This window comes from Pseudomonas sp. MYb2 (assembly GCF_002979955.1).
GTDB lineage: Bacteria > Pseudomonadota > Gammaproteobacteria > Pseudomonadales > Pseudomonadaceae > Aquipseudomonas.
This window is the reverse complement of sequence record NZ_PCQC01000009.1, coordinates 202,684-227,757: the sequence shown is the minus strand read 5'-3', so window position 1 is coordinate 227,757 and position 25,074 is coordinate 202,684. Positions and strand designations below refer to the sequence as shown.

At 60.1% G+C, this 25,074-nt stretch carries 23 protein-coding genes; 12 read left to right on the top strand and 11 right to left on the bottom strand.

Annotated elements, in window-relative coordinates:
• Positions 1–198 precede the first annotated feature (198 nt).
• The 8 genes from fabI to gloB all read right to left on the bottom strand — a co-directional run bounded on the left by fabI (position 199) and on the right by gloB (position 11,277).
• Positions 199–993, bottom strand: a complete 795-nt coding sequence (gene fabI / locus CQ009_RS17675) for an enoyl-ACP reductase FabI (RefSeq protein ID WP_007910591.1) — start codon at positions 991–993, stop codon at positions 199–201.
• A gap of 19 nt (positions 994–1,012) precedes the next feature.
• Positions 1,013–2,623: an ABC transporter ATP-binding protein gene (locus tag CQ009_RS17670; protein WP_105707824.1), complete on the bottom strand. Its 1,611-nt coding sequence runs from the start codon at positions 2,621–2,623 to the stop codon at positions 1,013–1,015.
• A gap of 1 nt (position 2,624) precedes the next feature.
• Positions 2,625–3,644, bottom strand: a complete 1,020-nt coding sequence (locus CQ009_RS17665; protein ID WP_064390489.1) for an ABC transporter permease — start codon at positions 3,642–3,644, stop codon at positions 2,625–2,627.
• Between the two features lies 1 nt (position 3,645).
• A complete protein-coding gene (locus CQ009_RS17660) occupies positions 3,646–4,719 on the bottom strand; it encodes a microcin C ABC transporter permease YejB (protein ID WP_008088514.1) in 1,074 nt (357 codons plus the stop codon).
• Between the two features lie 4 nt (positions 4,720–4,723).
• Entirely contained in the window at positions 4,724–6,565 is a 1,842-nt protein-coding gene (locus CQ009_RS17655) for an extracellular solute-binding protein (protein WP_105707822.1), read from the bottom strand.
• Positions 6,562–8,394 (bottom strand): extracellular solute-binding protein, encoded by a 1,833-nt coding sequence (locus CQ009_RS17650; RefSeq protein WP_105707820.1) that lies wholly within the window; start codon positions 8,392–8,394, stop codon positions 6,562–6,564. Before CQ009_RS17650 ends, CQ009_RS17655 begins: the two co-directional genes overlap by 4 nt.
• 552 nt (positions 8,395–8,946) lie before the next feature.
• Positions 8,947–10,410 carry a transglycosylase SLT domain-containing protein gene (locus tag CQ009_RS17645; protein WP_105707817.1) on the bottom strand — a complete coding sequence of 488 codons (1,464 nt, stop codon included), beginning with the start codon at positions 10,408–10,410 and terminating at the stop codon, positions 8,947–8,949.
• Between the two features lie 99 nt (positions 10,411–10,509).
• Complete coding sequence (gloB, locus tag CQ009_RS17640; RefSeq protein ID WP_105707833.1) at positions 10,510–11,277, bottom strand: hydroxyacylglutathione hydrolase; 768 nt, start codon at positions 11,275–11,277, stop codon at positions 10,510–10,512.
• Between the two features lie 66 nt (positions 11,278–11,343).
• Here gloB and CQ009_RS17635 point away from each other — a divergent pair, with 66 nt between their 5' ends.
• From CQ009_RS17635 to CQ009_RS17615, 5 genes are all read left to right on the top strand, one after another.
• Positions 11,344–12,102: a class I SAM-dependent methyltransferase gene (locus tag CQ009_RS17635; RefSeq protein ID WP_093430718.1), complete on the top strand. Its 759-nt coding sequence runs from the start codon at positions 11,344–11,346 to the stop codon at positions 12,100–12,102.
• A gap of 91 nt (positions 12,103–12,193) precedes the next feature.
• Positions 12,194–12,664: a ribonuclease HI gene (rnhA, locus tag CQ009_RS17630; RefSeq protein ID WP_064390484.1), complete on the top strand. Its 471-nt coding sequence runs from the start codon at positions 12,194–12,196 to the stop codon at positions 12,662–12,664.
• A gap of 174 nt (positions 12,665–12,838) precedes the next feature.
• Positions 12,839–13,597 carry a DNA polymerase III subunit epsilon gene (dnaQ, locus tag CQ009_RS17625; RefSeq protein ID WP_105707815.1) on the top strand — a complete coding sequence of 253 codons (759 nt, stop codon included), beginning with the start codon at positions 12,839–12,841 and terminating at the stop codon, positions 13,595–13,597.
• 203 nt (positions 13,598–13,800) lie between these two features.
• Positions 13,801–16,056: an Orn/Lys/Arg decarboxylase N-terminal domain-containing protein gene (locus tag CQ009_RS17620; RefSeq protein WP_105707813.1), complete on the top strand. Its 2,256-nt coding sequence runs from the start codon at positions 13,801–13,803 to the stop codon at positions 16,054–16,056.
• A 14-nt stretch (positions 16,057–16,070) separates the two neighbouring features.
• Positions 16,071–16,685, top strand: coding sequence for a GNAT family N-acetyltransferase (locus tag CQ009_RS17615; protein WP_064390482.1), 615 nt, complete (start codon positions 16,071–16,073; stop codon positions 16,683–16,685).
• Here the strand turns inward: CQ009_RS17615 and CQ009_RS17610 are convergent.
• Both CQ009_RS17610 and CQ009_RS17605 read right to left on the bottom strand, forming a co-directional pair.
• On the bottom strand, positions 16,651–17,544 hold the full coding sequence (locus CQ009_RS17610; RefSeq protein WP_105707811.1) for a LysR family transcriptional regulator: 894 nt from the start codon (positions 17,542–17,544) through the stop codon (positions 16,651–16,653). The genes CQ009_RS17615 and CQ009_RS17610 overlap by 35 nt on opposite strands.
• An 85-nt stretch (positions 17,545–17,629) precedes the next feature.
• The gene (locus tag CQ009_RS17605) at positions 17,630–17,860 is read right to left on the bottom strand and encodes a hypothetical protein (RefSeq protein ID WP_064390480.1); all 231 of its coding nucleotides are present in this window, start codon (positions 17,858–17,860) and stop codon (positions 17,630–17,632) included.
• A 183-nt stretch (positions 17,861–18,043) separates the two neighbouring features.
• Between CQ009_RS17605 and CQ009_RS17600 the strand changes: the two genes are divergently transcribed.
• Positions 18,044–18,601 (top strand): NADPH-dependent FMN reductase, encoded by a 558-nt coding sequence (locus tag CQ009_RS17600; RefSeq protein WP_064390479.1) that lies wholly within the window; start codon positions 18,044–18,046, stop codon positions 18,599–18,601.
• A 169-nt stretch (positions 18,602–18,770) separates the two neighbouring features.
• On the top strand, positions 18,771–20,054 hold the full coding sequence (locus CQ009_RS17595; RefSeq protein ID WP_105707809.1) for an arsenic transporter: 1,284 nt from the start codon (positions 18,771–18,773) through the stop codon (positions 20,052–20,054).
• Positions 20,055–20,157: 103 nt separating this feature from the next.
• Here the strand turns inward: CQ009_RS17595 and CQ009_RS17590 are convergent, their stop codons facing one another.
• Positions 20,158–21,108 carry a DUF1853 family protein gene (locus CQ009_RS17590; protein ID WP_105707807.1) on the bottom strand — a complete coding sequence of 317 codons (951 nt, stop codon included), beginning with the start codon at positions 21,106–21,108 and terminating at the stop codon, positions 20,158–20,160.
• Positions 21,109–21,223: 115 nt separating this feature from the next.
• On the opposite strand from CQ009_RS17590, the gene CQ009_RS17585 reads away from it, so the two are divergent.
• From CQ009_RS17585 to CQ009_RS17565, 5 genes are read left to right on the top strand one after another with little or no spacing between them, the layout of a single operon-like run.
• On the top strand, positions 21,224–22,114 hold the full coding sequence (locus CQ009_RS17585) for an NAD(+) kinase (protein WP_003224174.1): 891 nt from the start codon (positions 21,224–21,226) through the stop codon (positions 22,112–22,114).
• Positions 22,114–23,085, top strand: a complete 972-nt coding sequence (locus tag CQ009_RS17580; RefSeq protein ID WP_064390476.1) for a metallophosphoesterase — start codon at positions 22,114–22,116, stop codon at positions 23,083–23,085. The genes CQ009_RS17585 and CQ009_RS17580 overlap by 1 nt, the downstream gene beginning before the upstream one ends.
• Complete coding sequence (locus CQ009_RS17575; RefSeq protein ID WP_105707805.1) at positions 23,082–23,951, top strand: rhomboid family intramembrane serine protease; 870 nt, start codon at positions 23,082–23,084, stop codon at positions 23,949–23,951. Before CQ009_RS17580 ends, CQ009_RS17575 begins: the two co-directional genes overlap by 4 nt.
• Before the next feature lie 32 nt (positions 23,952–23,983).
• Positions 23,984–24,244, top strand: a complete 261-nt coding sequence (locus CQ009_RS17570; protein WP_007919229.1) for a YeaC family protein — start codon at positions 23,984–23,986, stop codon at positions 24,242–24,244.
• Positions 24,241–25,071, top strand: a complete 831-nt coding sequence (locus CQ009_RS17565) for a DUF2797 domain-containing protein (RefSeq protein ID WP_007919231.1) — start codon at positions 24,241–24,243, stop codon at positions 25,069–25,071. Before CQ009_RS17570 ends, CQ009_RS17565 begins: the two co-directional genes overlap by 4 nt.
• Positions 25,072–25,074 lie beyond the last annotated feature (3 nt).

Below are 25,074 nucleotides of genomic sequence, written 5' to 3'. Positions count from 1 at the left end.
GGGGCGGGTGTTCACAAGATCTCGGTTCACCACAAATCCAAGTGGGAGTGAGCCTACTCGCGATGGCGTCCGGTCAGGCAACATCTTCATTGCCTGACCCAGCGCCATCGCGAGCAGGCTCACTCCCACAGGGGGACAGTGTTGCAGGCATAAAAAAACCCGCCTGAACAGGCGGGTTTTTTATCGGCTAAGCGAAGATCACTCTTCGATGTTGCCCATGGCGGTGGTGTTGAAGCCGCCGTCGACGTACATGATTTCACCGCTGATGCCCGACGCCAGGTCGGAGCACAGGAAGGCGCCGGCGTTGCCGACTTCGTCGATGGTGACGTTGCGACGCAGCGGGGTTTGCGCTTCGTTGGCGGCCAGCATCTTGCGGAAGTTCTTGATGCCCGAAGCTGCCAGGGTACGGATCGGGCCAGCCGATACGCAGTTGACGCGGGTGCCGTCCGGGCCCAGGGAGCCGGCCAGGTAACGTACGCCAGCTTCCAGCGAAGCCTTGGCCATGCCCATCACGTTGTAGTTCGGCATGGTGCGCTCGGCGCCCAGGTACGACAGGGTCAGCAGGCTGCCGTTGCGGCCTTTCATCATTTCGCGACCGGCTTTGGCCAGGGCCACGAAGCTGTAGGCGCTGATGTCGTGAGCGATGCGGAAACCGTCACGGGTGGTGGCTTCGGTGAAGTCGCCGTCCAGTTGGTCGCCCGGGGCGAAACCAACGGAGTGGACGATGCAGTCCAGGCCATCCCACTTCTTGCTCAGTGCTTCGAAGACCTTGGCGATTTCTTCATCGCTGGCCACGTCGCACGGGAAGCACAGCTCAGGGCTCGAACCCCAGCCTTGGGCGAATTCTTCAACACGACCTTTCAGTTTGTCGTTCTGATAAGTGAAGGCAAGCTCAGCGCCCTCGCGATGCATGGCGGCAGCGATGCCGGATGCGATGGACAGCTTGCTGGCGACACCGACGATCAGTACGCGCTTACCGGCGAGAAAACCCATGTGTTGCTCCTCTTTCAGGTTATTGCGCAGTGGCTGGTGCCAAAAAAGCGGCTTCCAGCAACTGCTGTGTATACGGATGTTGGGGGGCGGCAAAAATACTTTGCGCGTCTCCCTGTTCGACCACTTGGCCATGCTTGACCACCATCAACTGGTGGCTCAGCGCTTTGACGACAGCCAGGTCATGGCTGATAAACAAATACGTCAGGTTGTACTTGGCTTGCAGTGAACGCAACAGCTCCACCACTTGCCGCTGCACCGTGCGGTCGAGCGCCGACGTCGGCTCGTCCAGCAGGATCAGCGCCGGTTTCAGCACCAAAGCCCGGGCAATGGCGATTCGTTGCCGTTGCCCACCGGAAAATTCGTGGGGGTAGCGGTGCCGGGTTTCCGGATCCAGACCTACCTCCTTCAATGCCGCAATAATCGCCGCTTCCTGTTCCTCGGCGCTGCCCATCTTGTGAATCCGCAGGCCTTCGCCAACGATATCGCTGACGCACATGCGCGGGCTCAGGCTGCCAAACGGGTCCTGAAACACCACCTGCATCTCCCGACGCAACGGGCGAACCTCGTTCTGCGTCAGGCAGTCTAGCTGCTTGCCTTCAAAGCGGATCGCGCCTTTGCTGCCGATCAGCCGCAAAATCGCCAGACCCAGCGTGGATTTGCCGGAACCGCTTTCCCCCACAATCCCCAAGGTCTGACCCTGAGGCAGGCTGAAATTGATGCCGTCCACTGCCTTGACGTGATCCACCGTGCGCTTGAGCAGGCCTTTCTTGATCGGGAACCAGACTTTCAGGTCCTCGACTTCAAGCAGCGGTGCGCCGATTTTATTGCTCGCCGGGCCTCCGCTGGGCTCCGCGCCGAGCAATTCCCGAGTGTACGGATGCTGCGGCGAACGGAACAGCTCTTCGCACGATGCCTGTTCGACGATGCAACCGCGCTGCATGACACATACGCGATGCGCAATTCTTCGCACCAGGTTCAAATCGTGACTGATCAGTAACAGCGACATGCCCAATCTGGCCTGCAATTCCTTAAGCAAATCGAGGATTTTCAGCTGAACGGTTACGTCCAGAGCGGTGGTCGGCTCGTCGGCAATCAGCAGTTCCGGCTCGTTGGCCAGCGCCATGGCGATCATCACGCGCTGGCGCTGACCGCCGGACAATTCGTGGGGCAGGGCCTTGAGGCGCTTGTGCGGCTCGGGGATGCCGACCATCTCCAACAGCTCCAGCGTGCGCTTGGTCGCGACTTTGCCGGTCAGGCCCTTGTGGATGCCGAGCACTTCGTTGATCTGCTTCTCGATCGAATGCAGTGGGTTCAGCGAGGTCATTGGCTCCTGAAAAATCATTGCAATGCGATTGCCGCGAATATGGCGGATGGTCTTTTCGCTCAGGCCCAGCAGGTTTTGCCCGGCGTAATTAATACTGCCGGCGGGATGACGGGCCATCGGGTAGGGCAGCAAGCGCAGGATCGAATGCGCAGTCACCGATTTGCCCGAGCCGGATTCGCCGACCAACGCGAGGGTTTCACCGCGCTTGATGTCGAAACTCACGCCTTCAACGACCCGGTGTACGCGCTCGCCAAAACCGAATTCGACGGCGAGGTCGCGCACTTCGATCAGATTGTCCTGATTCATTTCACTTCCTCGGGTCGAAGGCATCGCGAGCGGACTCGCCGATAAACACCAGCAAACTCAACATCAACGCCAACACGGCAAAGGCACTCATGCCCAGCCACGGCGCTTGCAGGTTGGATTTGCCTTGGGCGACCAGTTCCCCCAGCGACGGACTGCCGGCCGGCAAACCGAAACCGAGGAAGTCCAGCGCGGTGAGGGTGCCGATGGCGCCGGTGAGGATGAACGGCATGAACGTCATGGTCGAGACCATCGCGTTGGGCAGGATATGGCGGAACATGATCGCGCCGTTCTGCATGCCCAGCGCCCGCGCCGCGCGCACGTATTCGAGGTTGCGGCCACGGAGGAACTCGGCGCGCACCACGTCGACCAGGCTCATCCACGAGAACAGCAGCATGATCCCCAACAGCCACCAGAAATTCGGCTGCACAAAACTGGCGAGAATGATCAGCAGGTACAGCACTGGCAGCCCCGACCAGATTTCCAGAAAACGCTGCCCGGCCAGATCAACCCAGCCGCCATAGAAACCCTGAAGGGCGCCGGCAATCACGCCGATAATCGAACTCAACACGGTCAACGTCAGCGCAAACAGCACGGAAATGCGGAAACCGTAAATCACCCGCGCCAGCACATCGCGACCCTGATCGTCGGTACCGAGCAGGTTGTCCGCCGAGGGCGGGGCAGGGGCCGGGACTTTCAGGTCGTAGTTGATGCTTTGGTAGTTATAAGGAATCGGCGCCCACAGCACCCACGCATCCTTGGCCTTGAGCAGTTCGCGGATGTACGGGCTCTTGTAGTTGGCTTCCAGCGGAAATTCGCCGCCGAAGGTGGTTTCCGGGTAGCGCTTGATCGCCGGGAAGTACCAGTTGTTGTCGTAATGCACCACCAGCGGCTTGTCGTTGGCGATCAGTTCGGCACCGAGGCTCAGCCCGAACAGGATCAGAAACAGCCACAGCGACCACCAGCCACGCTTGTTGGCCTTGAACAGTTCGAAGCGGCGGCGGTTGAGAGGGGACAGGTTCATCTCAATGCTCCCGGCTTTCGAAGTCGATGCGCGGATCGACCAGGGTGTAGGTGAGGTCGCCGATCAGTTTCACCACCAGCCCGAGCAGGGTGAAGATGAACAGGGTGCCGAACACCACCGGGTAATCGCGGTTGATCGCCGCTTCGAAACTCATCAGGCCGAGGCCGTCGAGGGAGAAGATCACTTCCACCAGCAATGAGCCGGTGAAGAAAATCCCGATGAACGCCGACGGGAATCCGGCAATCACCAGCAGCATGGCGTTGCGGAACACGTGGCCGTAGAGCACGCGGTGGCGGGTCAGGCCTTTGGCTTTGGCGGTGACCACGTACTGTTTGTTGATCTCGTCGAGAAAGCTGTTTTTGGTCAACAGGGTCATGGTCGCGAAGTTACCGATCACCAGTGCCGTCACTGGCAATGCCAGGTGCCAGAAGTAATCGAGGATCTTGCCGCCGAAGCTCAGCTCATCGAAGTTGTTCGAGGTCAGCCCGCGCAACGGGAACCAGTCGAGATAACTGCCGCCGGCAAACACCACGATCAGCAGAATCGCAAAGAGGAACGCCGGGATCGCATAGCCGACGATGATCGCCGAACTGGTCCAGACGTCGAAGTGGCTGCCGTGTCGCGTGGCCTTGGCTATCCCCAGCGGGATCGACACCAGGTACATGATCAGCGTGCTCCACAGCCCCAGCGAGATCGATACCGGCATCTTTTCCTTGATCAGGTCGATGACCTTGGCGTCGCGGAAAAAGCTGTCGCCGAAATCCAGCTTGGCGTAGTTCTTGACCATGATCCACAGCCGTTCCGGGGCCGACTTGTCGAACCCGTACATGTGCTCGATTTCCTTGATCAGCGCCGGGTCCAGCCCCTGCGCGCCGCGATAGGACGAACCGGCCACCGACACCTCGGCACCGCCGCCGGCGATGCGGCTGGTGGCGCCTTCGAAGCCTTCGAGCTTGGCGATCATCTGTTCCACCGGGCCACCGGGCGCGGCCTGGATGATCACGAAGTTGATCAGCAGAATGCCGAACAGGGTCGGGATGATCAGCAACAGTCGCCGAAAAATATACGCCAGCATCTGATTACTCCGTGCCCACAGGGTCGGCTTGCAGTTTGGTTTCGACTTCTATCGCCGGTTTTGCGTTCGGCTTGACCCACCAGGTGTTGATGCCGATGTCATACTTGGGTGAGACCTTCGGGTGACCGATGTGATTCCAGTAAGCCACGCGCCAGGTCTTGATGTGCCAGTTGGGCACTACGTAGTAGCCCCATTGCAGCACGCGATCCAGTGCGCGGGCATGGGCCACGAGGCTTTTGCGCGAGTCGGCGTTGATCAGGTTCTCGACCAGTTGATCGACGATCGGATCCTTCAGGCCCATGGTGTTGCGGCTGCTGGCCTTGTCGGCAGCGGCGCTCATCCAGTATTCGCGCTGTTCGTTACCCGGCGAGTTGGACTGCGGAAAGCTGCCGACCATCATGTCGAAGTCTCGCGAGCGCACGCGGTTGATGTACTGCGAAACGTCGACGCGACGGATCACCAGATCAATGCCGAGGTCGCTGAGGTTGCGCTTGAACGGCAGCAAAACCCGCTCGAACTCGGTCTGCGCGAGTAAGAATTCAATCACTACAGGCTTGCCCGTAGCGTCGACCATCTTGTCGTCGACGATCTTCCAGCCGGCCTCTTGCAGCAGTTGATAGGCCTCGCGTTGCTGGGCGCGGATCATGCCGCTGGCGTCGGTCTTGGGGGGCTCGAACGCTTCGCTGAACACCTGCGCCGGTAGTTTGCTGCGGAACGGCTCGAGGATCGTTCGTTGATCAGCATCGGGCAGGCCGGTGGCGGCCATTTCCGAGTTCTCGAAGTAGCTGCGAGTGCGGAAGTAGGCGCCGTTGAACAGTTGTTTGTTGGTCCACTCGAAATCGAACAGCAACCCGAGCGCCTGACGCACCCGAACGTCCTGGAACACCGGACGGCGCAGGTTGAAGACAAACCCCTGCATGCCGGTCGGGTTGCTGTTGGCAATCTGCTCCTTGATCAACCGTCCTTCAGTGACGGCCGGAATGTTGTAGGCGTTGGCCCAGTTTTTTGCGGCCATCTCCAGCCAGTAATCGAACTGGCCGGCCTTCAAGGCTTCAAGGGCGACGGTGTTGTCACGGTAGTAATCGGTGGTCATCGTGTCGAAATTGTAGAAGCCGCGGTTGACCGGCAGGTCCTTGCCCCAGTAATCCTTGACCCGCTCGTAGCGCACCGAGCGTCCGGCCTTCACTTCGGCGACCTTGTACGGGCCGCTGCCCAGCGGAATTTCCAGGTTGCCCTTGTTGAAATCACGATCGGCCCACCAGTGTTTCGGCAGCACCGGCAACTGACCGAGGATCAGCGGCAACTCGCGGTTGTTGCTGTGCTTGAACTTGAACAGGACTTTCAGCGGGTCTTCGGCGATCACTTCGGACACGTCGCTGTAGTAGCCGCGAAACATCGGCGAGCCTTCCTTGGTCAGCGTGTTGAAGCTAAACACCACGTCGTCGGCGCGCACCGGGTGGCCGTCATGGAAGCGTGCTTCGGGGCGCAGGTAGAAGCGCACCCAGCTGTTGTCCGGGGCCTTTTCGATTTTGCCGGCGATCAGGCCGTATTCGGTGAACGGCTCGTCAAGGCTGTGCTTGGTCAGGGTGTCGTAGATCTGCCCGATGTCATCGGCCGGCACGCCTTTGCTGATGAACGGGTTGAGGCTGTCGAAGCCGCCGAATCCGGCCTGACGGAACACGCCGCCCTTGGGCGCGTCGGGATTCACATAATCGAAATGCTTGAAATCGGCCGGGTATTTCGGCGGCTCGTTGTACAGGGTCACGGCGTGTTGCGGGGCGGCAAAGGCCAGCCCGGCGAACAGTAAGCCGCTGGCCTGGAGGAGCAGGGCGCGGATAGGGTTCATCGATCTTTCTCCGAAGACTTCAGCCACCACGCGCTCAGGCCCAGGGTGAAGGGCGGCGTAGTGACGAAGGCCAACCGGTTGCGGTAGGCCAGACGGTGATAATTGAGGTACCAGTTGGGAATGCTGTAGTGCTGCCAGAGCAGCACGCGGTCGAGCGCTTTGCCGGCGGCAACCTGTTCGTCGCGGGTGCGTGCGGCGAGCAATTGTTCGAGCAGGTGATCGACCACCGGATTGGCGATCCCCGCGTAATTCTTGCTGCCCTTGACGTTCACCTGACTGGAGTGGAAGTACTGCCACTGCTCAAGGCCTGGGCTTAAGGTCTGGTTGAGCGTCATCGAGATCATGTCGAAATCAAATTGATCGAGGCGCTGTTTGTACTGCGCCCGATCCACGGTGCGCAGGCGCGCGTCGATGCCGATGCTGTTGAGGTTCTCGATGTAGGGCTGGTAGAGGCGCTCCAGGTTCGGATTGACCAGCAACAGCTCGAACCGCAGCGGTTGGCCTTCAGCGTTTTGCAGGCGCTGCCCGTTGAGCTTCCAGCCGGCTTCGGCGAGCAACGCCAATGCCTTGCGCATGGTTTCCCGGGGAATGCCGCGACCGTCGGTTTTTGGCAGAGTGAACGGTTCGGTGAACAGCTTGGCCGGCAGTTGTTCCTTGTACGGCTTGAGCATCAGCCATTCCCCCCCGACCGGCAGGCCGGAGGTTGTGAATTCACTGTTGGGGTAGTAACTGGTGGTGCGCTTGTAGGCATCGCTGAACAGTGCGCGGTTGGTCCACTCGAAGTCGAACATCAGGCCCAGCGCTTCGCGGGTCTTCACATCGGCGAAGGTGGCGCGGCGGGTGTTCATGAACAGGCCCTGACTCTGGGTCGGGATCTGATGCGGAATCTGCGCCTTGATCACGTCGCCACGGCGTATCGCGGGGAAGTTGTAGCCGTTGGCCCAGTTCTTCGCCTGATGCTCGATGTAAATGTCGAATTCGCCAGCCTTGAACGCTTCGAAGGCGACATCGCTGTCGCGGTAGAACTCGACTTCCATGCGATCGAAGTTGTACTTGCCGCGATTGACCGGCAAGTCCTTGCCCCAGTAATCCTTGACCCGTTCGAAGATCAACTGCCGGCCCGGCGTGACCGAGGTGATGCGATACGGCCCGCTGCCCAGTGGCGGTTCGAAGGTTGTGGCCTTGAAGTCGCGGTCTTTCCAGTAATGCTGCGGCAGCACCGGCAATTCGCCGAGGCGCAGAATCAAAAGTGGATTGCCGGAGCGCTTGAGCACGAAGCGAATGCGCTGTTTGTTGAGAATGTCGACCCGCAGCACTTCCTGCAGCGCGGTGCGGTACAGCGGATGACCGTCCTTGAGCAGCGTTCGATAGGAGAACGCCACGTCATAAGCGGTGATCGGCGTGCCGTCGTGGAAGCGCGCCTCGGGACGCAGGTTGAAGACGACCCAGCTGCGATCTTCGCTGTATTCCACCGATTGCGCGATCAAGCCGTAACTCGACGCGGGTTCGTCACCGGATGGCGAATACTGGCCGGTGCCGACCATCAGCGGCTCGTTCAGCTCGTTGATGCCGTACTGAAGGAAATTCGCTGTGGTGACCGGGCTTGTGCCCTTGAACGTGTACGGATTGACCGTATCGAAGGTGCCGAACGCCATCACCCGCAACGTACCGCCCTTGGGCGCTTGCGGGTTGACCCAGTCGAAGTGGGTAAATCTGGCCGGGTACTTGAGCGTGCCGAACTGCGCATAACCGTGACTTTCGGTAATCGTCGCGCTTGCGGTTGAGCTCAAGGCCAGGCTGATCAGGAGCAGGAGGAGGGGACGCTTCAAGTCAGATCCGATCCAGGCGGCTTGGGCTTTGTGGGCCGTACAGTAACAGCTTGTCTGGGCAGGAAAAAGATGCGGGTTAATGCGCGGTTAATCGTTTGCGCGAAGAGCCCCTCACCCTAACCCTCTCCCGGAGGGAGAGGGGACTGATCGTGGTGTCTGGGCGAATTGCACCGACGTGCTGCACCGAGTCGAACTCAAGTTTTCAAAAGCCCCTCACCCTAACCCTCTCCCGGGGGGAGAGGGGACTGATTGCGGTGTTTGGGCGAATTGCGCCGACGTGTGATACCGAGCCGAATTCACGATTTGAGAAGCCCCTCACTAACCCTCTCCCGGAGGGAGAGGGGACTGACTGTGGTGTTTGCGAGAGCTGCGCCGACGTGCGATACCGAGTCGAACTCGGATGTTGAATAGCACGGAGATCGGCTCCCTTTCCCCCTCGCCCCCTTGGGGGCGGTCCGACGTTTCGGGAGGGCTGGGGTGAGGGGGATGGATCTAAAGCACACCACAAAAACGTGATCAAAAAAAGCCCCTGCAAACTCAGGGGCTCTTCGATCAGTGCGGCTGATAAACCGTGAGCATCTGCCCCGGCTTCAACGCTTTACCCGCACCCGGATTCCAGCGCTTGAGATGCTGCATCTCAACGTTGAAACGCTTGGCCACCACGTACAGCGTGTCGCCGCGCTTGACCTTGTACTGGGTCTGCTGCGCGCTGTCGTCCTTGCCTTTGTTCTTGCTGTTGGCCGCAATCACTGTGTTGACGCGCCCAGATTTGCGAGCCGGCGCACGCTTGGTGGTGTCCTGCATCACCAGGGTCTGGCCGACCTTGAGGTTCTTGCCGGTCAGCTTGTTCCAGCGCTGCAGATCCTTGACTTCAACCTTGTTGGCCTTGGCGATGGAGCCGAGGTTGTCGCCACGCTTCACGCGGTAAGCGCGCTTGAGTTTTGCCACCTCGGAAGGATCGGCACCCTCGAACACCGGCTTCAGCGAGCGCGGGCTGATCAGCTCGTCAGGCCGCATGGTCTGCAGGCTGGCGGTCAGCAGTTGCGCCTTCGACGTTGGCACCAGCAAATGCTGAGGGCCGTCGATGGTGGTGCGCTGCTTGAACGCCGGGTTGAGCTGGAACAGTTCGTCTTCGTCGATGTTCGCCACCGCGGCAACCTTGGACAGGTCCATGCGCTGGTTGATTTCGACGACCTGGAAGTACGGTTCGTTGGCGATCGGGTTGAGGTTGACCCCGTAGGCCTCTGGCGCCAGCACCACTTGCGACAATGCCAGCAGCTTCGGCACGTACGCCTGGGTTTCCGCCGGCAGCGGCAGGTTCCAGTAGTCGGTCGGCAGGCCAAGCTTTTCGTTACGTTCGATCGCGCGGCTGACCGTGCCTTCGCCGGCGTTGTACGCGGCCAGGGCGAGCAGCCAGTCGCCGTTGAACATGTCGTGCAGGCGAGTCAGGTAATCCATCGCTGCCGTAGTCGAGGCAGTGATGTCGCGACGGCCATCGTAGAAACGGGTCTGGCGCAGGTTGAAGTAACGCCCGGTGGACGGAATGAATTGCCACAGCCCGACAGCATCGGCGCGCGAATAGGCCATCGGGTTGTAGGCGCTTTCAATCACTGGCAGCAGGGCCAGTTCCAGCGGCATGTTGCGTTCTTCGAGGCGTTCGACGATGTAGTGAATATAGAGACTGCCGCGTTCGCCGGCGTTCTCGAGGAAAGAGGGATTGCTGGCGAACCACAGGCGCTGTTGCTCGATGCGCGGATTTACGCCGAGGCCTTCCTGCAACTGGAAGCCCTGGCGCATGCGTTCCCAGATATCCTGGGGAACCTGTGGGCTGGGCTTCTCGGTCAGCCAGATCGGCTTCTGCTTGGCTCGCGCAGCAATGTTCGGCGTATGGGTCGCTTCAGTCTGCGGAGCATGGCTGGAACAGCCCGCCAGCGTGGCGGACACAGCCACCGCGATGGCTTGCGCCAGGCGGGTCAATGCGTCTGAATTGACGGACTTACGTATGGATGACGACATTGGCTGGAAGTAAGTTCCGGGCAAAAATGTCGGGCGATTCTAGAAAGCGCACCCCTCGCGGTCAACCATTCAGAATTTTTGTACCAGGCAAGAGGGTGCTTAGAACTTATCTTTCCATGCCCGCAGAGCCGCAAAAACCTCACTCGGCGCCCGGTTTTGAGCGCCTGCCCGTTCGTCCACTTTTTGTGTAACTAATGTTTCACTGGTGCGCAAAAACGGATTTGTGAGCTTTTCCAGGGCCAGGGTCGAAGGCAGGGTCATGACGCCGTTCTGCCGTTGTTGGGTGACTTTTTCCAGACGGGCGGCAATGTCCGGGTTCGTCGGCTCGACGGCGGCGGCGAACTTGAGGTTGCTCAGGGTGTATTCATGGGTGCAGTAGACCAGCGTATCTTCCGGTAACGCGGCGAGACGGCTGAGCGAGTGATGCATCTGTTCCGGCGTGCCTTCGAACAGTCGCCCGCAACCGGCGGCGAACAGGGTGTCGCCGCAGAACAGCAGACCGTGATGGTAGTAGGCGATGTGTCCCAAAGTGTGACCGGGCACCGCATAGACAGCGAAGTCCCAGCCAAGCACGCTGACGGTATCGTTGTCCTTGAGCGCGACGTCGCGCCCCGGAATGCTTTCGCTGGCCGGGCCGTAAACAGTCGCGCCGCTCGCGGCTTTCAGGCGTTCGACGCCGCCGACGTGATCATGGTGATGGTGGGTAATCAGGATGTCGCTCAAGACCCAGCCCGGATGGGCGTCGATCCATGCCATCACGGGCGCGGCATCGCCCGGATCGACCACCGCGCAGCGTTGGGTACGGTGATCCTGTAACAACCAGATGTAGTTGTCGGTGAACGCGGGCAGGGCACTGATCTGTATCATCGTCGGAATTCGCCAAGCGGAAAACATTGGCGCATCTTAGTAGTTCCTGGCGCTTTGGAGAATGCGATGAGTGATAAAGCGTTCGCACAGGCTGATCCTGACTGGCTGGCCCTGATCGGCGCAGCCCGTGAATGGCTGTCCGGCCCGCTCGGGCAATTTCTGCTCGATGAAGAGCGGCGCATGCTCGAAGACGAGTTGGGCCGGTTCTTCGGCGGTTATCTGGTGCATTACGGGCCGTCGGCCGAAACCCCGCCGTCGGCGCCGCAAGTGCAGCGCAATGTGCGTCTTGGCGCGCCGTTGCCGGGCGTCGAGATTGTTTGCGAAGAGCAGGCCTGGCCGCTGAGCGAGCACGCTGCCGATGTGGTGGTGATGCAGCACGGTCTGGATTTCTGCCTGTCGCCCCACGGTTTGCTGCGTGAAGCGGCAAGCAGTGTGCGCCCCGGCGGGCACTTGCTGATCATCGGCATCAATCCGTGGAGCACGTGGGGTTTACGCCATGTTTTCGCCCATGACGCCTTGCGCCAGGCGCGCTGCATCTCGCCGTCGCGGGTTGCCGACTGGCTCAATCTGCTGGGCTTCGCGCTGGAGAAACGCCGCTTCGGGTGCTATCGTCCGCCGCTCGCGTCACCCAAGTGGCAGGCCCGCTTGGCCGGCTGGGAACGCAAGGCCGGTGACTGGCAACTGTCGGGCGGCGGCTTCTATTTATTGGTGGCGCGCAAGATCGTGGTTGGCTTGCGACCCTTGCGTCAGGAGCGCCGCGAGCCGATGGGCAAGCTGATTCCGCTGCCGATGGCCAAGGTCAATCGCCGCCGCATTGAACCGTAAATCTTCTTTTATTTGTGGCCGGGCATGTCCCGGCCCGGGCCATCGTCGATCCGTGATCGGCGAGGCAGACATTTATTCTGGATAGAGTGGCATGAGCGAAAGCGTTGAAAGCGTCGACACCGTAGAACTGTTCACTGACGGCGCCTGCAAAGGCAATCCTGGCCCGGGCGGCTGGGGCGCCTTGCTGGTGTGCAAAGGCGTTGAAAAGGAACTGTGGGGCGGCGAAGCCAACACCACCAACAACCGCATGGAGCTGCTCGGCGCCATTCGCGGCCTGGAAGCCTTGAAGCGGCCGTGCGAAGTATTGCTGGTGACCGACTCGCAGTATGTGATGAAGGGCATCAACGAGTGGATGGCCAACTGGAAGAAGCGCGGCTGGAAAACCGCTGCGAAAGAACCGGTGAAAAACGCTGATCTGTGGAAAGAGCTGGATGAGCAGGTCAACCGCCACAAGGTCACCTGGAAATGGGTGCGTGGGCACATTGGTCATCACGGTAACGAGCGGGCGGACCAGTTGGCCAACCGTGGGGTGGATGAAGTGCGCGGTTACAAACAGACCTGATTCCCTCCGTTGCACCGTGGTGCCCCCAATCGCGAGCAGGCTCACTCCTACAATTGGATGCATTTCCCTGTAGGAGTGAGCCTGCTCGCGATGAATGATGACGCGCTAACTCAGAAATGCGCGTGTTAACATCCGCGTTTTTTGCAAGATCGACCCGTTGAGAGCTGAACACTGATGGCCACCAGATCCGTTGTACTCGATACCGAAACCACCGGCATGCCGGTGACCGATGGTCACCGGATCATTGAAATCGGCTGTGTCGAACTGATCGGTCGGCGCCTGACGGGCCGGCATTTTCACGTCTACCTGCAACCGGATCGCGAAAGTGACGAAGGCGCCATCGGTGTTCACGGCATCACCAACGAATTCCTCGTCGGCAAGCCGCGTTTCAACGAAGTCGCCGATGAGTTCTTCGAATTCATCAAGGGCGCGCAGCTGATCATCCACAACGCGGCGTTCGACGTTGGTTTCATCAACAACGAATTCGCCTTGATGGGGCAGAAGGATCGCGCCGACATCACGCAGCACTGCTCGATCCTCGACACCCTGATGATGGCCCGGGAACGTCACCCGGGGCAGCGCAACAGCCTCGATGCATTGTGCAAACGCTATGGCGTCGACAACTCCGGCCGTGAACTGCACGGCGCCTTGCTCGACTCGGAGATTCTCGCCGACGTCTACCTGACCATGACCGGTGGCCAGACCAGCCTGTCGCTCGCGGGCAATGCATCGGACGGTAATGGCTCGGGCGAGGGTGCGGACAACTCGGCGACCGAGATTCGTCGTTTGCCGGCAGATCGTCAGCCTGCGCGGATCATTCGTGCGACTGAAGATGAGTTGGCGGCGCATCTGGTGCGGTTGGAGATTATTGCCAAGTCTGCGGGCGGGCCGGCGATGTGGACGCAGATCGCCGAAGCCGACGCCCAAGCCTGAAGATCAAAAGATCGTCCGATCGCGGCCCGAACCTGCGGCAGCTCCTACAGGGGATCACATTCCAATGTAGGAGCTGCCGCAGGCTGCGATCTTTTGCTTATGGCGCCATGAAGCCAACTGGCCACCCTCGCCACATTCGCTGCAACCCTCTACCCTGAGTGCATTGGCAGCTGAAAACCTGCCGCCTCAGGACACTGAGCCCCATGTACAAAGATTTGAAGTTCCCGGTGTTGATCGTCCATCGCGACATCAAGGCCGACACGGTCGCTGGTGACCGTATCCGTGGCATCGCCCGGGAGTTGGAGCAGGAAGGTTTCAGTATCGTTTCGGCTACCGACTACGCCGAAGGTCGGTTGGTGGCGTCGACCCATCATGGCCTCGCGTGCATGCTGATTGCTGCCGAGGACGCCAGCACTAATTCCCATCTGTTGCAGAACATGGCCGAACTGATCGGCCTGGCGCGGGTGCGTGCGCCGGAACTGCCGATCTTTGCCTTGGGTGAACAAGTCACGTTGGAAAACGCCCCTGCCGACGCGATGGCCGAGCTCAACCAACTGCGCGGCATTCTCTATCTTTTCGAAGACACCGTGGCGTTTCTCGCCAGGCAAGTCGCGCGGGCGGCGCGCAAGTACCTGGATGGTTTACTGCCACCGTTTTTCAAGGCCCTGGTGCAGCACACGGCGGACTCCAATTATTCCTGGCACACCCCCGGTCATGGCGGCGGTGTGGCTTATCACAAGAGTCCGGTGGGGCAGGCATTTCACCAGTTCTTTGGCGAAAACACCCTGCGTTCGGATTTGTCGGTGTCGGTGCCGGAGCTGGGTTCGCTGCTCGATCACACCGGGCCGCTCGCCGAAGCCGAGGCGCGCGCGGCGCGCAATTTCGGCGCTGACCACACCTTTTTCGTGATCAATGGCACCTCGACCGCCAACAAGATCGTCTGGCACTCGATGGTCGCGCGCGATGACTTGGTGCTGGTCGACCGCAATTGCCACAAGTCGGTGTTGCACGCGATCATCATGACCGGCGCAATCCCGCTCTACCTGTGCCCGGAGCGCAATGAGCTGGGAATCATCGGGCCGATCCCGTTGAGTGAATTCAGTCGCGAATCGATCCAGGCGAAGATCGACGCCAGTCCGCTGACAAAGGGCCATGCGCCGAAAGTCAAACTCGCGGTGGTGACCAATTCAACCTACGACGGCCTCTGTTACAACGCCGAGCTGATCAAGCAAAGTCTCGGTAACAGCGTTGAAGTGCTGCATTTCGACGAGGCCTGGTATGCCTACGCGGCGTTTCACGAGTTCTTCGCCGGACGCTATGGCATGGCCACCTCACGCAGCGAAGACAGCCCGCTGGTGTTCACCACCCATTCGACGCACAAATTGCTCGCGGCATTCAGTCAGGCCTCGATGATTCATGTGCAGGACGGCGGTGCGCGGCAACTGGATCGCGATCGGTTCAATGAAGCGTTCATGATGCATATCTCGACGTCGCCGCAGTACAGCATCATCGCTTCGCTGGATGTGGCGTCGGCGATGATGGAAGGCCCGGCCGGGCGCTCACTGTTGCAGGAAACCTTTGATGAAGCGCTGAGCTTCCGCCGTGCGTTGGCCAATCTGCGCCAGCATATCGCTGCCGATGACTGGTGGTTTTCGATCTGGCAGCCGCCGGGCGTCGAAGGCATTGACCGCGTACAGACAGAGGACTGGCTACTGCAACCGGATGCCGACTGGCATGGTTTTGGTGAAGTCAGTGACGATTACGTCTTGCTCGATCCGATCAAGGTCACGCTGGTAATGCCGGGCCTCAATGCCGGCGGAGCGCTGAGCGACAAGGGCATTCCGGCGGCGGTGGTCAGCAAGTTCCTCTGGGAGCGCGGGCTGGTGGTCGAGAAGACCGGGCTGTATTCCTTTCTGGTGCTGTTCTCGATGGGCATTACCAAGGGTAAATGGAGCACGTTGCTGACTGAATTACTGGAATTCAAGCGCAGCTACGACGCCAACGTGCGTCTGGAAAGCTGTCTGCCCTGCGTCGCCCAAGAAGATGCCGGGCGCTATCGCGGCATGGGGTTGCGCGATTTGTGCGATCAACTGCATGCCTGTTACCGCAGCAATGCCACGGCCAAACACCTCAAACGCATGTACACCGTGCTCCCCGAGATCGCCATGAAACCCGCACACGCTTACGATCATCTGGTGCGCGGCGAAGTCGAGGCGGTGCCGATCGATGCGCTGGAAGGGCGGATCGCTGCGGTGATGCTGGTGCCGTATCCGCCGGGGATTCCGTTGATCATGCCCGGCGAGCGCTTCACCGAGGCGACCCGTTCGATCATCGATTACCTGAAATTTGCCCGCACGTTCGATAGCAGCTTTCCCGGTTTTGTCGCTGATGTGCATGGACTGCAACATGAAGACGAAGGCAATGGGCGGCATTACACCGTCGATTGCGTCAAGGAATGAGGACTTTTCCGAGTATGCAACCGGTCATGAATCCAAAATACCCAGGGCTGTCGGTGCGTGTCGCCGACGAAGGTTTTGCGCCTTATATCTGGGGCAGCGACTTCAGCTTCGAGGTCGCAGCCTACGGCGCAGCGGTGATCGGCAAAGCGGTCGAGCAGTGGCCGGTGACGCCGATCGTGCCTTATCGCAAGTGCTACGGCATCGACCCCGAGGAGTTCAGCAGTTACCGTGACGCGCCTGACAGCGCGATTTTCATGGCCTATCTGGACGATGAGCCGGTCGGTCATCTGGTGATCAGTACCAACTGGAATGGCTTTGCGCATATCGATGAGCTGGCGGTGCACGCGCCGGCGCGGCGGCATGGCGTGGCCAAGGCGTTGCTGGATGTCGCGCAGTTCTGGAGTCGCAAGAAAAAGCTGCCGGGGATCATGCTCGAAACCCAGAACAACAACCTCGGTGCCTGTCGATTGTACGAGCGCTGCGGTTATGTGATTGGTGGTATTGACCAGTTGCGCTATCGCGGTATTGATCCGAACACCGCCGAAGTAGCGCTGTTCTGGTATCGATTGTTCGATAATCCGCTGGAGAGTCCCGTCAGCTCGCCAGCATCGCCTCGGCTTGTTCCGTGACGATGGTGAGCAGCGTCTGAATCGCCGCTGACGGCGCGGCGTGCTTGAAGGTCAGGGCGTACAGGCTGATCGGCACGGCCGGCGACAGCGGGCAGACATCCAGCCCGGCGGCGCGCGCGCCCATTGCGGTAAACGGATCGACGATGGCCAGGCCTTCACCGGCCTCGACCATGCTGCGCATCATCTGATGGGTTTGCACGCGGGTCTGGATGCTCGGTGCGGGGCGCAGGGCCTGGAGCTTGTTTTCCAGCGCCGGGCTCAGTGGGTCCTGGCCTTCGAGGCCGACCATGGCCTGACCGGCCAGATCCTGCAGGGAAATGTATTTCTGTTTCGGTTGTAGCCAGCCATGAGGCGCGAGCAATTGCAGCTTGCCCTGGGTCAGTGGCTGGCAATCAATGTCGGGATGTTCGGGGTCGTGCAGGCTTAGACCGAGATCACTTTCGCGCAGCAACAGGTTGCGGACGATGTCGCGGGTCGGTGCACTGAGCAGGCTGCACGGCGCATCCGGCAGACGTCGGCGCAGGGCGGCGAGGCTTTGTGGCAGTAATTGTTGCGCCAGCGGTGGGGTGCCGATGATGCGCAGGGGCGGGGCGAGGTATTGCTTGAGACTGCTGGCCAAACGCTGCACTGGCTCCAGCGCGTCGTAGACGTGGGCGATTTCGACCTGCAATGCCCGCGCTTCGGGCGTCGATTGCAGGCGCCCGCGCACGCTGGCGAACAGCATGAACCCCAACTGACTCTCGGCTTCGCGCAAACGCTCTTCGACCTCGGCCACCGGCAACTGCAGCCATTCGGCGGCGGTGCCCAGGTGACCGGTCTGCAAGAGCGCCTGGATCACTTCGATATGACGTAAACGCATGCGTGAAGTCCATGTTCAGCAGGTGGGGTCAGTGGCTGAATCCTACCCCAAGTCTGCGCATATGACTTCTGCTCATAACGATGAGTTATGAAGCGACGGTTGGCTCAGGCTCACGGATCAGGGTGATCCCTGACTGAACCAGGAGAAACTCGTTCTCGTTGACCTTGTTGACGCGATCGCCAATGGCCAGTTTGTAAATAGGCTCCGAACCAGTGGAACCGTCTACCGACGGGTTGGATTCCTGGAACTCATGCACGGAATAAACGCGGCCTTCCGCATCTCTTGCATGGAACTGACCGACGAGTACTGCTGCCATCTGCTTAGAACCTCTGGAGATAAAACGCTTGATTTGCGGCTTGGTAGACCGCCATCAAGGCCTGTAAGTTTTCCTACAGGAAAAAAATAATCAACACGCGGGAATTTCCCTCGGGTGCTGGTGGAATCGTCACCGAATCATCTATAACTACTCGCTCCTCCCACGGACAATCGAGAGTCTTCCATGAGCAATGTCTACAACGTCGCGGTAGTGGTCGGTAGCCTGCGCAAAGCATCGATCAATCGCAAGGTCGCCCTGGCGCTGGCGGAGCTGGCCCCGGCGAACCTCAAGCTTGAGATTGTCGAGATAGGCGATCTGCCACTTTATAACGAAGACATCGACGGTGATTCACCGCCGGCAGCCTACAGTACTTTCCGGGAAAAAGTGGGTTCATCCGACGCGGTGCTGTTTGTCACGCCCGAGTACAACCGTTCAGTACCGGCGCCGTTGAAGAATGCCATCGACGTTGGCTCGCGGCCTTATGGCAAGGCTGTCTGGAGTGGCAAGCCGGGGGCGGTGATCAGTGTCTCGCCCGGTGCCATTGGTGGTTTCGGCGCCAACCAGCATTTGCGCCAGTCGTTCGTGTTTCTCAATGTGCCGTGCATGCAGCAGCCGGAGGCTTATCTGGGCGGCGCGGGCTCGGCGTTTGATGAGGCGGGCAAGTTGAGCGAAACGGTGAAACCTTTTCTGCAGAGTTTTATCAATGCGTACGGACAATTCGTAGAGCAACACAAGAAGTAACTTCACCGAATCCCCTGTGGGAGCGAGCCTGCTCGCGAAGGCGTCGTCAGCCGTTGCATCAATGGCGACTGACAGTGCGCTTTCGCGAGCAGGCTCGCTCCCACAGGTTATCTTTCTGGCTCCGCACTCGTCGTGGCCTTTTTACCTCACTCTTTGAAGGCTGTTGCGGATGCTCGCTGCGTCACTGATTTTCCTGCTGACCATCACCCTTGTCATCTGGCAACCCAAAGGCCTCGGCGTCGGCTGGAGTGCGACGCTTGGCGCAATCCTGGCGCTGATTTTCGGCGTCGTTCATCTCAGCGACATCCCGTTGGTGTGGCTGATCATCTGGAACGCCACCGGCACCTTCGTCGCGCTGATCATTATCAGCCTGCTGCTCGACGAAGCCGGGTTCTTTAATTGGGCGGCGCTGCACGTGGCGCGTTGGGGGCGGGGTAGCGGGCGCAAGTTGTTTGCTTTTATGGTGCTGCTTGGCGCACTGGTGTCGGCGTTGTTTGCCAACGACGGCGCGGCGCTGATTCTCACGCCGATCGTGATTTCGATGCTGCTGGCGCTACGCTTTTCCCCGGCCGCGACCCTGGCGTTCGTGATGGGTGCAGGATTTATCGCCGACACCGCGAGCCTGCCACTGGTAGTGTCGAACCTGGTCAACATTGTTTCGGCGGACTTCTTTCACATCGGCTTCAACCGTTATGCGGCGGTAATGGTGCCGGTCAACTTCGTCAGCGTGGCGGCGACGCTGGGCATGTTGCTGTGGTTCTTCCGTCGCGACATTCCCAAGGCCTACGACCCGGAGCAGCTTGAGCACCCAGAAACCGCGATCCACGACAAAGCCACGTTCTATGCCGGTTGGGCGGTGTTGGCGATTCTGTTGATCGGCTGTTTTGCCCTTGAGCCGCTGGGCATTCCGATCAGCGCGATTTCCGCCGCGTGCGCCGCGCTGCTGTTGGGTATCGCCGCTCGCGGCCACAGGATTTCCACGCGCAAGGTGATGAAAGATGCGCCGTGGCAGATCGTGATTTTCTCGTTGGGCATGTATCTGGTGGTCTACGGTCTGCGCAATGCCGGGTTGACCGGGTATCTGGCCGGTTGGCTGGATGTCTTCGCAGGTCATGGGGTGTGGGGCGCGGCCATGGGCACCGGGGTGCTGACGGCGTTGCTGTCGTCGATCATGAATAACCTGCCGACGGTGTTGATTGGCTTGTTGTCGATTGACGCCAGTCAGGCGAGCGGGGTGGTCAAGGAGGCGATGATCTATGCCAACGTGATTGGCAGCGATCTGGGGCCGAAGATTACCCCGATTGGCAGTCTGGCCACGTTGTTGTGGCTGCATGTACTGGAGCGCAAGGGCATTCACATTGGTTGGGGGTATTACTTCCGGGTCGGGATCGTGTTGACGGTGCCGGTGTTGTTGGTGACGTTGGCGGCTTTGGCTGTGCGGCTGTCCCTGTAGACCGAGGTGACCCCATCGCGAGCAGGCTCACTCCTACAGGGGAACGCATTCCAATGTAGGAGTGAGCCTGCTCGCGATGGGGCCGGTACAGGCGACAAAAAACTCAGGCCTGGCCGGGTACATTCGGCCAAAGATCCGATACCAGAAACAAGCGCTCAGCCTCTTCCCATTCCCCCCGCGCATTCTCGGTCAGGCGCACCATCAACTGCGCCGGGGCTAGCGGCTCGAGGTCTTCCAGCCACATCCGTAAATGCTCCAAAGTCCAGGTCTGATCCGCCGGATAATGCGCTGGCGCCAGCCAGGCATGCCGGGGCAGGGGCTGCCAGCGCCCGGCCGGGCGTTGTGCGACAAACGCTGGCCAATCCTTCTGATGCAACCAACTGCCGCGCAAATGCTGCGGATGTGCGCCGCTCGGTGATTCAGCCTGTCCGGGCCACGGGTAAAGCAAATAGCCGCCCAGCCACAGTTGCGCGCTGAACACCTCGATATCCAGCGCCGCCAGCACCTCACGGCTTTCCGGACGCGCCGAGATCGGCAGTTGATGCTCGGCCAGATGCGCCAGTTTACGGTCCAGTCGATCATGACAGCCAGGCCCCAGCCACTGTGCCGTATCACGGCCATCGCCGCTCTGTGGGCCGAGGTAGAGCTTGATCGCCAATTCCAGGTGATGCACGCCATCGCGGTCACGCAGAAGCATGTCCAGCTCGCCAAGTGTGTGGCCCTCGCGGCGGATCGGCAGGTTGGCGGCAATCAGCTCAATGCCCGGCGCATGCTCCACGGCAAACTGCCAAAGTCGTTCGTAATACAGGCCCAGACGTCGCGTGCGTGCCTGCGACAACCAATGCAGCAAGCCATAACTGTCACGGTCGAGCTGACGCAACCAGTGCTCCAGACGTTCAGGGTCGGCCACCCAATCGCTGCCGGCCAGCGGATGACGCTGCGGCCACGGCGTGGTGGCGAGCATTGGCGGGGCGAGGATCACCCACGCCAGATCGCGCACTTCCGGGTGGCGTAATTGGTGAGGCAACTGCAGCAAATCTGGAAATAGGATCATCTTGCGAGCATAGCCGTAAACACGAGCGCACCCTTGAGGCTGAAAGGATTTTGTCTAACCGGCGCTTTCGCCCATAATCGGGTTTTTCGCGTTTTCGATTGTCCGCAGAGGTCCCATGGAGCAATTTCGTAATATCGGCATCATCGGTCGCCTGGGCAGTTCCCAGGTGCTGGATACCGTCCGCCGACTGAAACGCTTTCTGCTCGATCGTCACCTGCATGTGATCCTCGAAGACACCATCGCCGAAGTCCTGCCGGGCCACGGCTTGCAAACCTCGTCGCGCAAGATGCTCGGCGAAGTCTGCGACATGGTCATCGTCGTCGGCGGTGACGGCAGTCTGCTCGGCGCTGCGCGGGCGCTGGCCAAACACAATATTCCGGTACTGGGGATCAACCGTGGCAGCCTCGGTTTTCTGACAGACATTCGCCCGGATGAGCTGGAAGTCGAAGTCGCCAAGGTGCTCGACGGCCACTACCTGGTGGAAAACCGCTTCCTGCTGCAAGCCGAAGTGCGCCGGCATGCCGAGGCCATCGGTCAGGGCGATGCGCTCAATGACGTGGTGCTGCACCCCGGCAAATCGACGCGGATGATCGAGTTCGAGCTGTACATCGACGGCCAGTTCGTCTGCAGCCAGAAGGCCGACGGCCTGATCGTCGCGACACCGACCGGTTCTACCGCGTACGCGCTGTCTGCCGGCGGGCCGATCATGCATCCCAAGCTCGATGCCATTGTGATCGTGCCGATGTACCCCCATATGTTGTCGAGCCGGCCAATTGTGGTCGATGGCAACAGTGAGCTGAAAATCGTCGTGTCGAAAAACATGCAGATTTACCCGCAAGTCTCCTGCGACGGGCAGAACCACTTCACCTGCGCGCCGGGCGACACCATCACCGTCAGCAAGAAAGCGCAGAAGCTGCGGCTGATTCACCCGCTCGACCACAACTACTACGAAGTCTGCCGCACCAAGCTCGGCTGGGGCAGCAAGCTGGGTGGTGGAGGCGACTGATGCTCGATCCCGCGCGCAGTTATGACCTGATCGGTGACGTGCACGGATGCGCCCTGACCCTCGAACACTTGCTTGACCGACTCGGTTACCACAAGCAGGGCGGGGTCTGGCGGCATCCATCGCGCATGGCCGTGTTCGTCGGCGACATCATCGACCGTGGCCCGCGCATTCGCGAGGCGCTGCACATTGTCCATGACATGGTCGAGGCCGGTCAGGCCTTGTGCATCATGGGCAACCACGAATTCAACGCGCTGGGCTGGAGCACCCCTGCGCCACCGGGCAGCGGCAAGCAGTTCGTGCGCGAACACACGCCGCGCCACGCGCGCCTGCTGCATGAAACGCTGACCCAGTTCGAAGACCATCCTGGCGACTGGCATGATTTTCAGCGCTGGTTCTATGAGCTGCCGCTGTTTGTTGACGCCGGACGCTTCCGCGTTGTGCATGCCTGTTGGGATGCCGGTCTGATCGAGCCGTTGCGCGCGCAATTCGCTAATGGCTGCATTGACGAACACTTTCTTCAGGCGTCCGCCGTGCCCGGCAGTTTCGCCTGCACCGTGTTCGACCGTCTGTTACGCGGCACCGACATGCGCCTGCCGGATGGTCTGACCATGACCAGTGGCGATGGCCTGGTGCGTTCGTTCTTCCGCACCAAGTTCTGGGAAGACGACCCGAAAACCTACGGCGACATTGTCTTCCAGCCTGATGCTCTGCCAGAACCGGTGGCGCAGAAACCGCTGACCTCCAGCGAAAAAAACACCCTGCTGCGCTACGGCGTCGACGAGCCATTGCTGTTCGTCGGCCACTATTGGCGCAGCGGCAAACCGGCGCCGATCCGCCCGAACCTTGCGTGTCTGGATTACAGCGCGGTGCTCTACGGCAAACTGGTCGCTTATCGTCTGGATCAGGAAACACGTCTGGATCCGCATAAATTTGTCTGGGTCGATGTCGAGCGGCCGGAGGTGCTGCAATGAGTGCGGTAGCGGTATTGCGTCTGCCATTGGCGGTGGACTTGAGCGGTTTCGTCAAACTGCTGCAACGCATGCAGGTCCCGCATCGGGTCAGCGAAGAGGCGGGCGAACAGGTGTTGTGGGCGCCGTCGGAGATCAGCGAAGACGTGCGCTCGCTGTACGAACGCTTCCCGGCCGGCGATCCTGATCAGCAACTGGACATCCCTGTTGCGCAGACCGTCAAGCGCCCAAGCTTCGCTGAGCAATTGAAGCACGCCAAAGCCACCGGTTTCATTCTGCTGTTGTGCCTGATTGTCGGCGGCTTGACCTACCTCGGCGAAAACCTGCAGACGTTGCGCTGGCTGACCTTCCTCGATTTTCAGGTGGTCGGCGAATACATCCATTTCGTGCCGTTGGCCGACAGTCTGGCGGCGGGGCAGTGGTGGCGACTGGTCACGCCGATGCTGATCCACTTCGGCATCCTGCACCTGGCCATGAACGGCATGTGGTATTGGGAGCTGGGCCGGCGCATCGAGTCGCGTCAGGGCAGCATCAACCTGATCGGCCTGACGCTGCTGTTCAGTCTGGTGTCCAACTACGCGCAGTTTGTCTGGAGCGGCGCGACCTTGTTTGGCGGCCTGTCGGGCGTGCTGTACGGTTTGCTCGGACATTGCTGGATCTTCCAGCTGCTGTCGCCGAACCCGGCCTATCGCCTGCCGCGCGGCGTGCTGGTGATGATGCTGGTGTGGCTGCTGGTGTGCATGTCCGGGCTGATCTCGATGATCGGCTTCGGCGAAATCGCCAACGCCGCCCATGTCGGCGGGTTACTCATCGGATGCTTCACCGGTTTGTTGGGCGGTTTGTATAACCGCCGTAAACTGGCCGCCTAAATTTTCAGCAGATAAAGAGCACGGAGACCCTGATGTCCTCTTTTAACGACATGATCAACAACATCACCCCGGACATCTACGAGAGCCTGAAACTGGCCGTGGAAATCGGCAAGTGGTCCGACGGTGGCAAGCTCACCGCCGAACAGCGCGAGCTGTCGCTGCAGGCGATGATCGCCTGGGAAATCCAGAATCTGCCTGAAGACCAGCGCACCGGTTACATGGGCCCGCAGGAATGTGCATCGAAGTCGATCGAAGTGCCGAACATCCTGTTCAAGTCGGATGCCATCCATTGATCGAGATTGGCCGCGGTGCAATCAGCAAAATGTCGGCGCGCCTTGACGGGCCGAACGTGCAATACGCGTTTCGTCTGGATGACGTCGAGGTGCCGGTCAACCCGTTGATCGGCACCACGGTGCGTTTGGAATACCTGGGGGCGATCCACTGCACCCATTGCGGGCGCAAGACCAAAACCAGTTTCAGCCAGGGTTACTGCTACCCGTGCATGACCAAACTTGCGCAGTGCGACCTGTGCATCATGAGCCCGGAGCGCTGCCACTATGACGCCGGCACCTGTCGCGATCCAGCGTGGGGCGAGCAGTTCTGCATGACCGATCACGTGGTTTACCTGTCCAATTCGTCGGGCATCAAGGTTGGCATCACCCGTGCAACGCAACTGCCGACCCGCTGGATCGATCAGGGCGCGTGTCAGGCCTTGCCGATCATGCGCGTTTCGACGCGGCAGCAGTCGGGCTTCGTTGAAGATTTGTTCCGCAGCCAAGTGGCCGACAAAACCAACTGGCGTGCATTGCTCAAGGGCGATGCGGCGGCGGTGGATCTGGCGCAGGTGCGTGACCAGTTATTTGAAAGCTGCGCCGAAGGCCTGCAAGGTTTGCAGGAGCGATTCGGCCTACAAGCTATTCAGACGATTGCCGATGTAGAACCTCTCGAAATCCGCTATCCGGTCGAGCAATACCCGGCCAAAATCGTCAGCTTCAACCTGGACAAGAACCCGATTGCCGAAGGCACCCTGTTAGGGATCAAGGGCCAGTACCTGATCTTCGATACCGGCGTGATCAACATTCGCAAGTACACGGCTTATCAGCTCGCCGTGCATCAATAAGGA

Coding starts and splice junctions, on each gene's coding strand:
- fabI (WP_007910591.1), bottom strand. CDS start 993: ATGGGTTTTCTCGCCGGTAAGCGCGTACTGATCGTCGGTGTCGCCAGC.
- CQ009_RS17670 (WP_105707824.1), bottom strand. CDS start 2,623: ATGAATCAGGACAATCTGATCGAAGTGCGCGACCTCGCCGTCGAATTC.
- CQ009_RS17665 (WP_064390489.1), bottom strand. CDS start 3,644: ATGAACCTGTCCCCTCTCAACCGCCGCCGCTTCGAACTGTTCAAGGCC.
- CQ009_RS17660 (WP_008088514.1), bottom strand. CDS start 4,719: ATGCTGGCGTATATTTTTCGGCGACTGTTGCTGATCATCCCGACCCTG.
- CQ009_RS17655 (WP_105707822.1), bottom strand. CDS start 6,565: ATGAACCCTATCCGCGCCCTGCTCCTCCAGGCCAGCGGCTTACTGTTC.
- CQ009_RS17645 (WP_105707817.1), bottom strand. CDS start 10,410: ATGTCGTCATCCATACGTAAGTCCGTCAATTCAGACGCATTGACCCGC.
- gloB (WP_105707833.1), bottom strand. CDS start 11,277: ATGATACAGATCAGTGCCCTGCCCGCGTTCACCGACAACTACATCTGG.
- CQ009_RS17635 (WP_093430718.1), top strand. CDS start 11,344: ATGAGTGATAAAGCGTTCGCACAGGCTGATCCTGACTGGCTGGCCCTG.
- rnhA (WP_064390484.1), top strand. CDS start 12,194: ATGAGCGAAAGCGTTGAAAGCGTCGACACCGTAGAACTGTTCACTGAC.
- dnaQ (WP_105707815.1), top strand. CDS start 12,839: ATGGCCACCAGATCCGTTGTACTCGATACCGAAACCACCGGCATGCCG.
- CQ009_RS17620 (WP_105707813.1), top strand. CDS start 13,801: ATGTACAAAGATTTGAAGTTCCCGGTGTTGATCGTCCATCGCGACATC.
- CQ009_RS17615 (WP_064390482.1), top strand. CDS start 16,071: ATGCAACCGGTCATGAATCCAAAATACCCAGGGCTGTCGGTGCGTGTC.
- CQ009_RS17610 (WP_105707811.1), bottom strand. CDS start 17,544: ATGCGTTTACGTCATATCGAAGTGATCCAGGCGCTCTTGCAGACCGGT.
- CQ009_RS17605 (WP_064390480.1), bottom strand. CDS start 17,860: ATGGCAGCAGTACTCGTCGGTCAGTTCCATGCAAGAGATGCGGAAGGC.
- CQ009_RS17600 (WP_064390479.1), top strand. CDS start 18,044: ATGAGCAATGTCTACAACGTCGCGGTAGTGGTCGGTAGCCTGCGCAAA.
- CQ009_RS17595 (WP_105707809.1), top strand. CDS start 18,771: ATGCTCGCTGCGTCACTGATTTTCCTGCTGACCATCACCCTTGTCATC.
- CQ009_RS17590 (WP_105707807.1), bottom strand. CDS start 21,108: ATGATCCTATTTCCAGATTTGCTGCAGTTGCCTCACCAATTACGCCAC.
- CQ009_RS17585 (WP_003224174.1), top strand. CDS start 21,224: ATGGAGCAATTTCGTAATATCGGCATCATCGGTCGCCTGGGCAGTTCC.
- CQ009_RS17580 (WP_064390476.1), top strand. CDS start 22,114: ATGCTCGATCCCGCGCGCAGTTATGACCTGATCGGTGACGTGCACGGA.
- CQ009_RS17575 (WP_105707805.1), top strand. CDS start 23,082: ATGAGTGCGGTAGCGGTATTGCGTCTGCCATTGGCGGTGGACTTGAGC.
- CQ009_RS17570 (WP_007919229.1), top strand. CDS start 23,984: ATGTCCTCTTTTAACGACATGATCAACAACATCACCCCGGACATCTAC.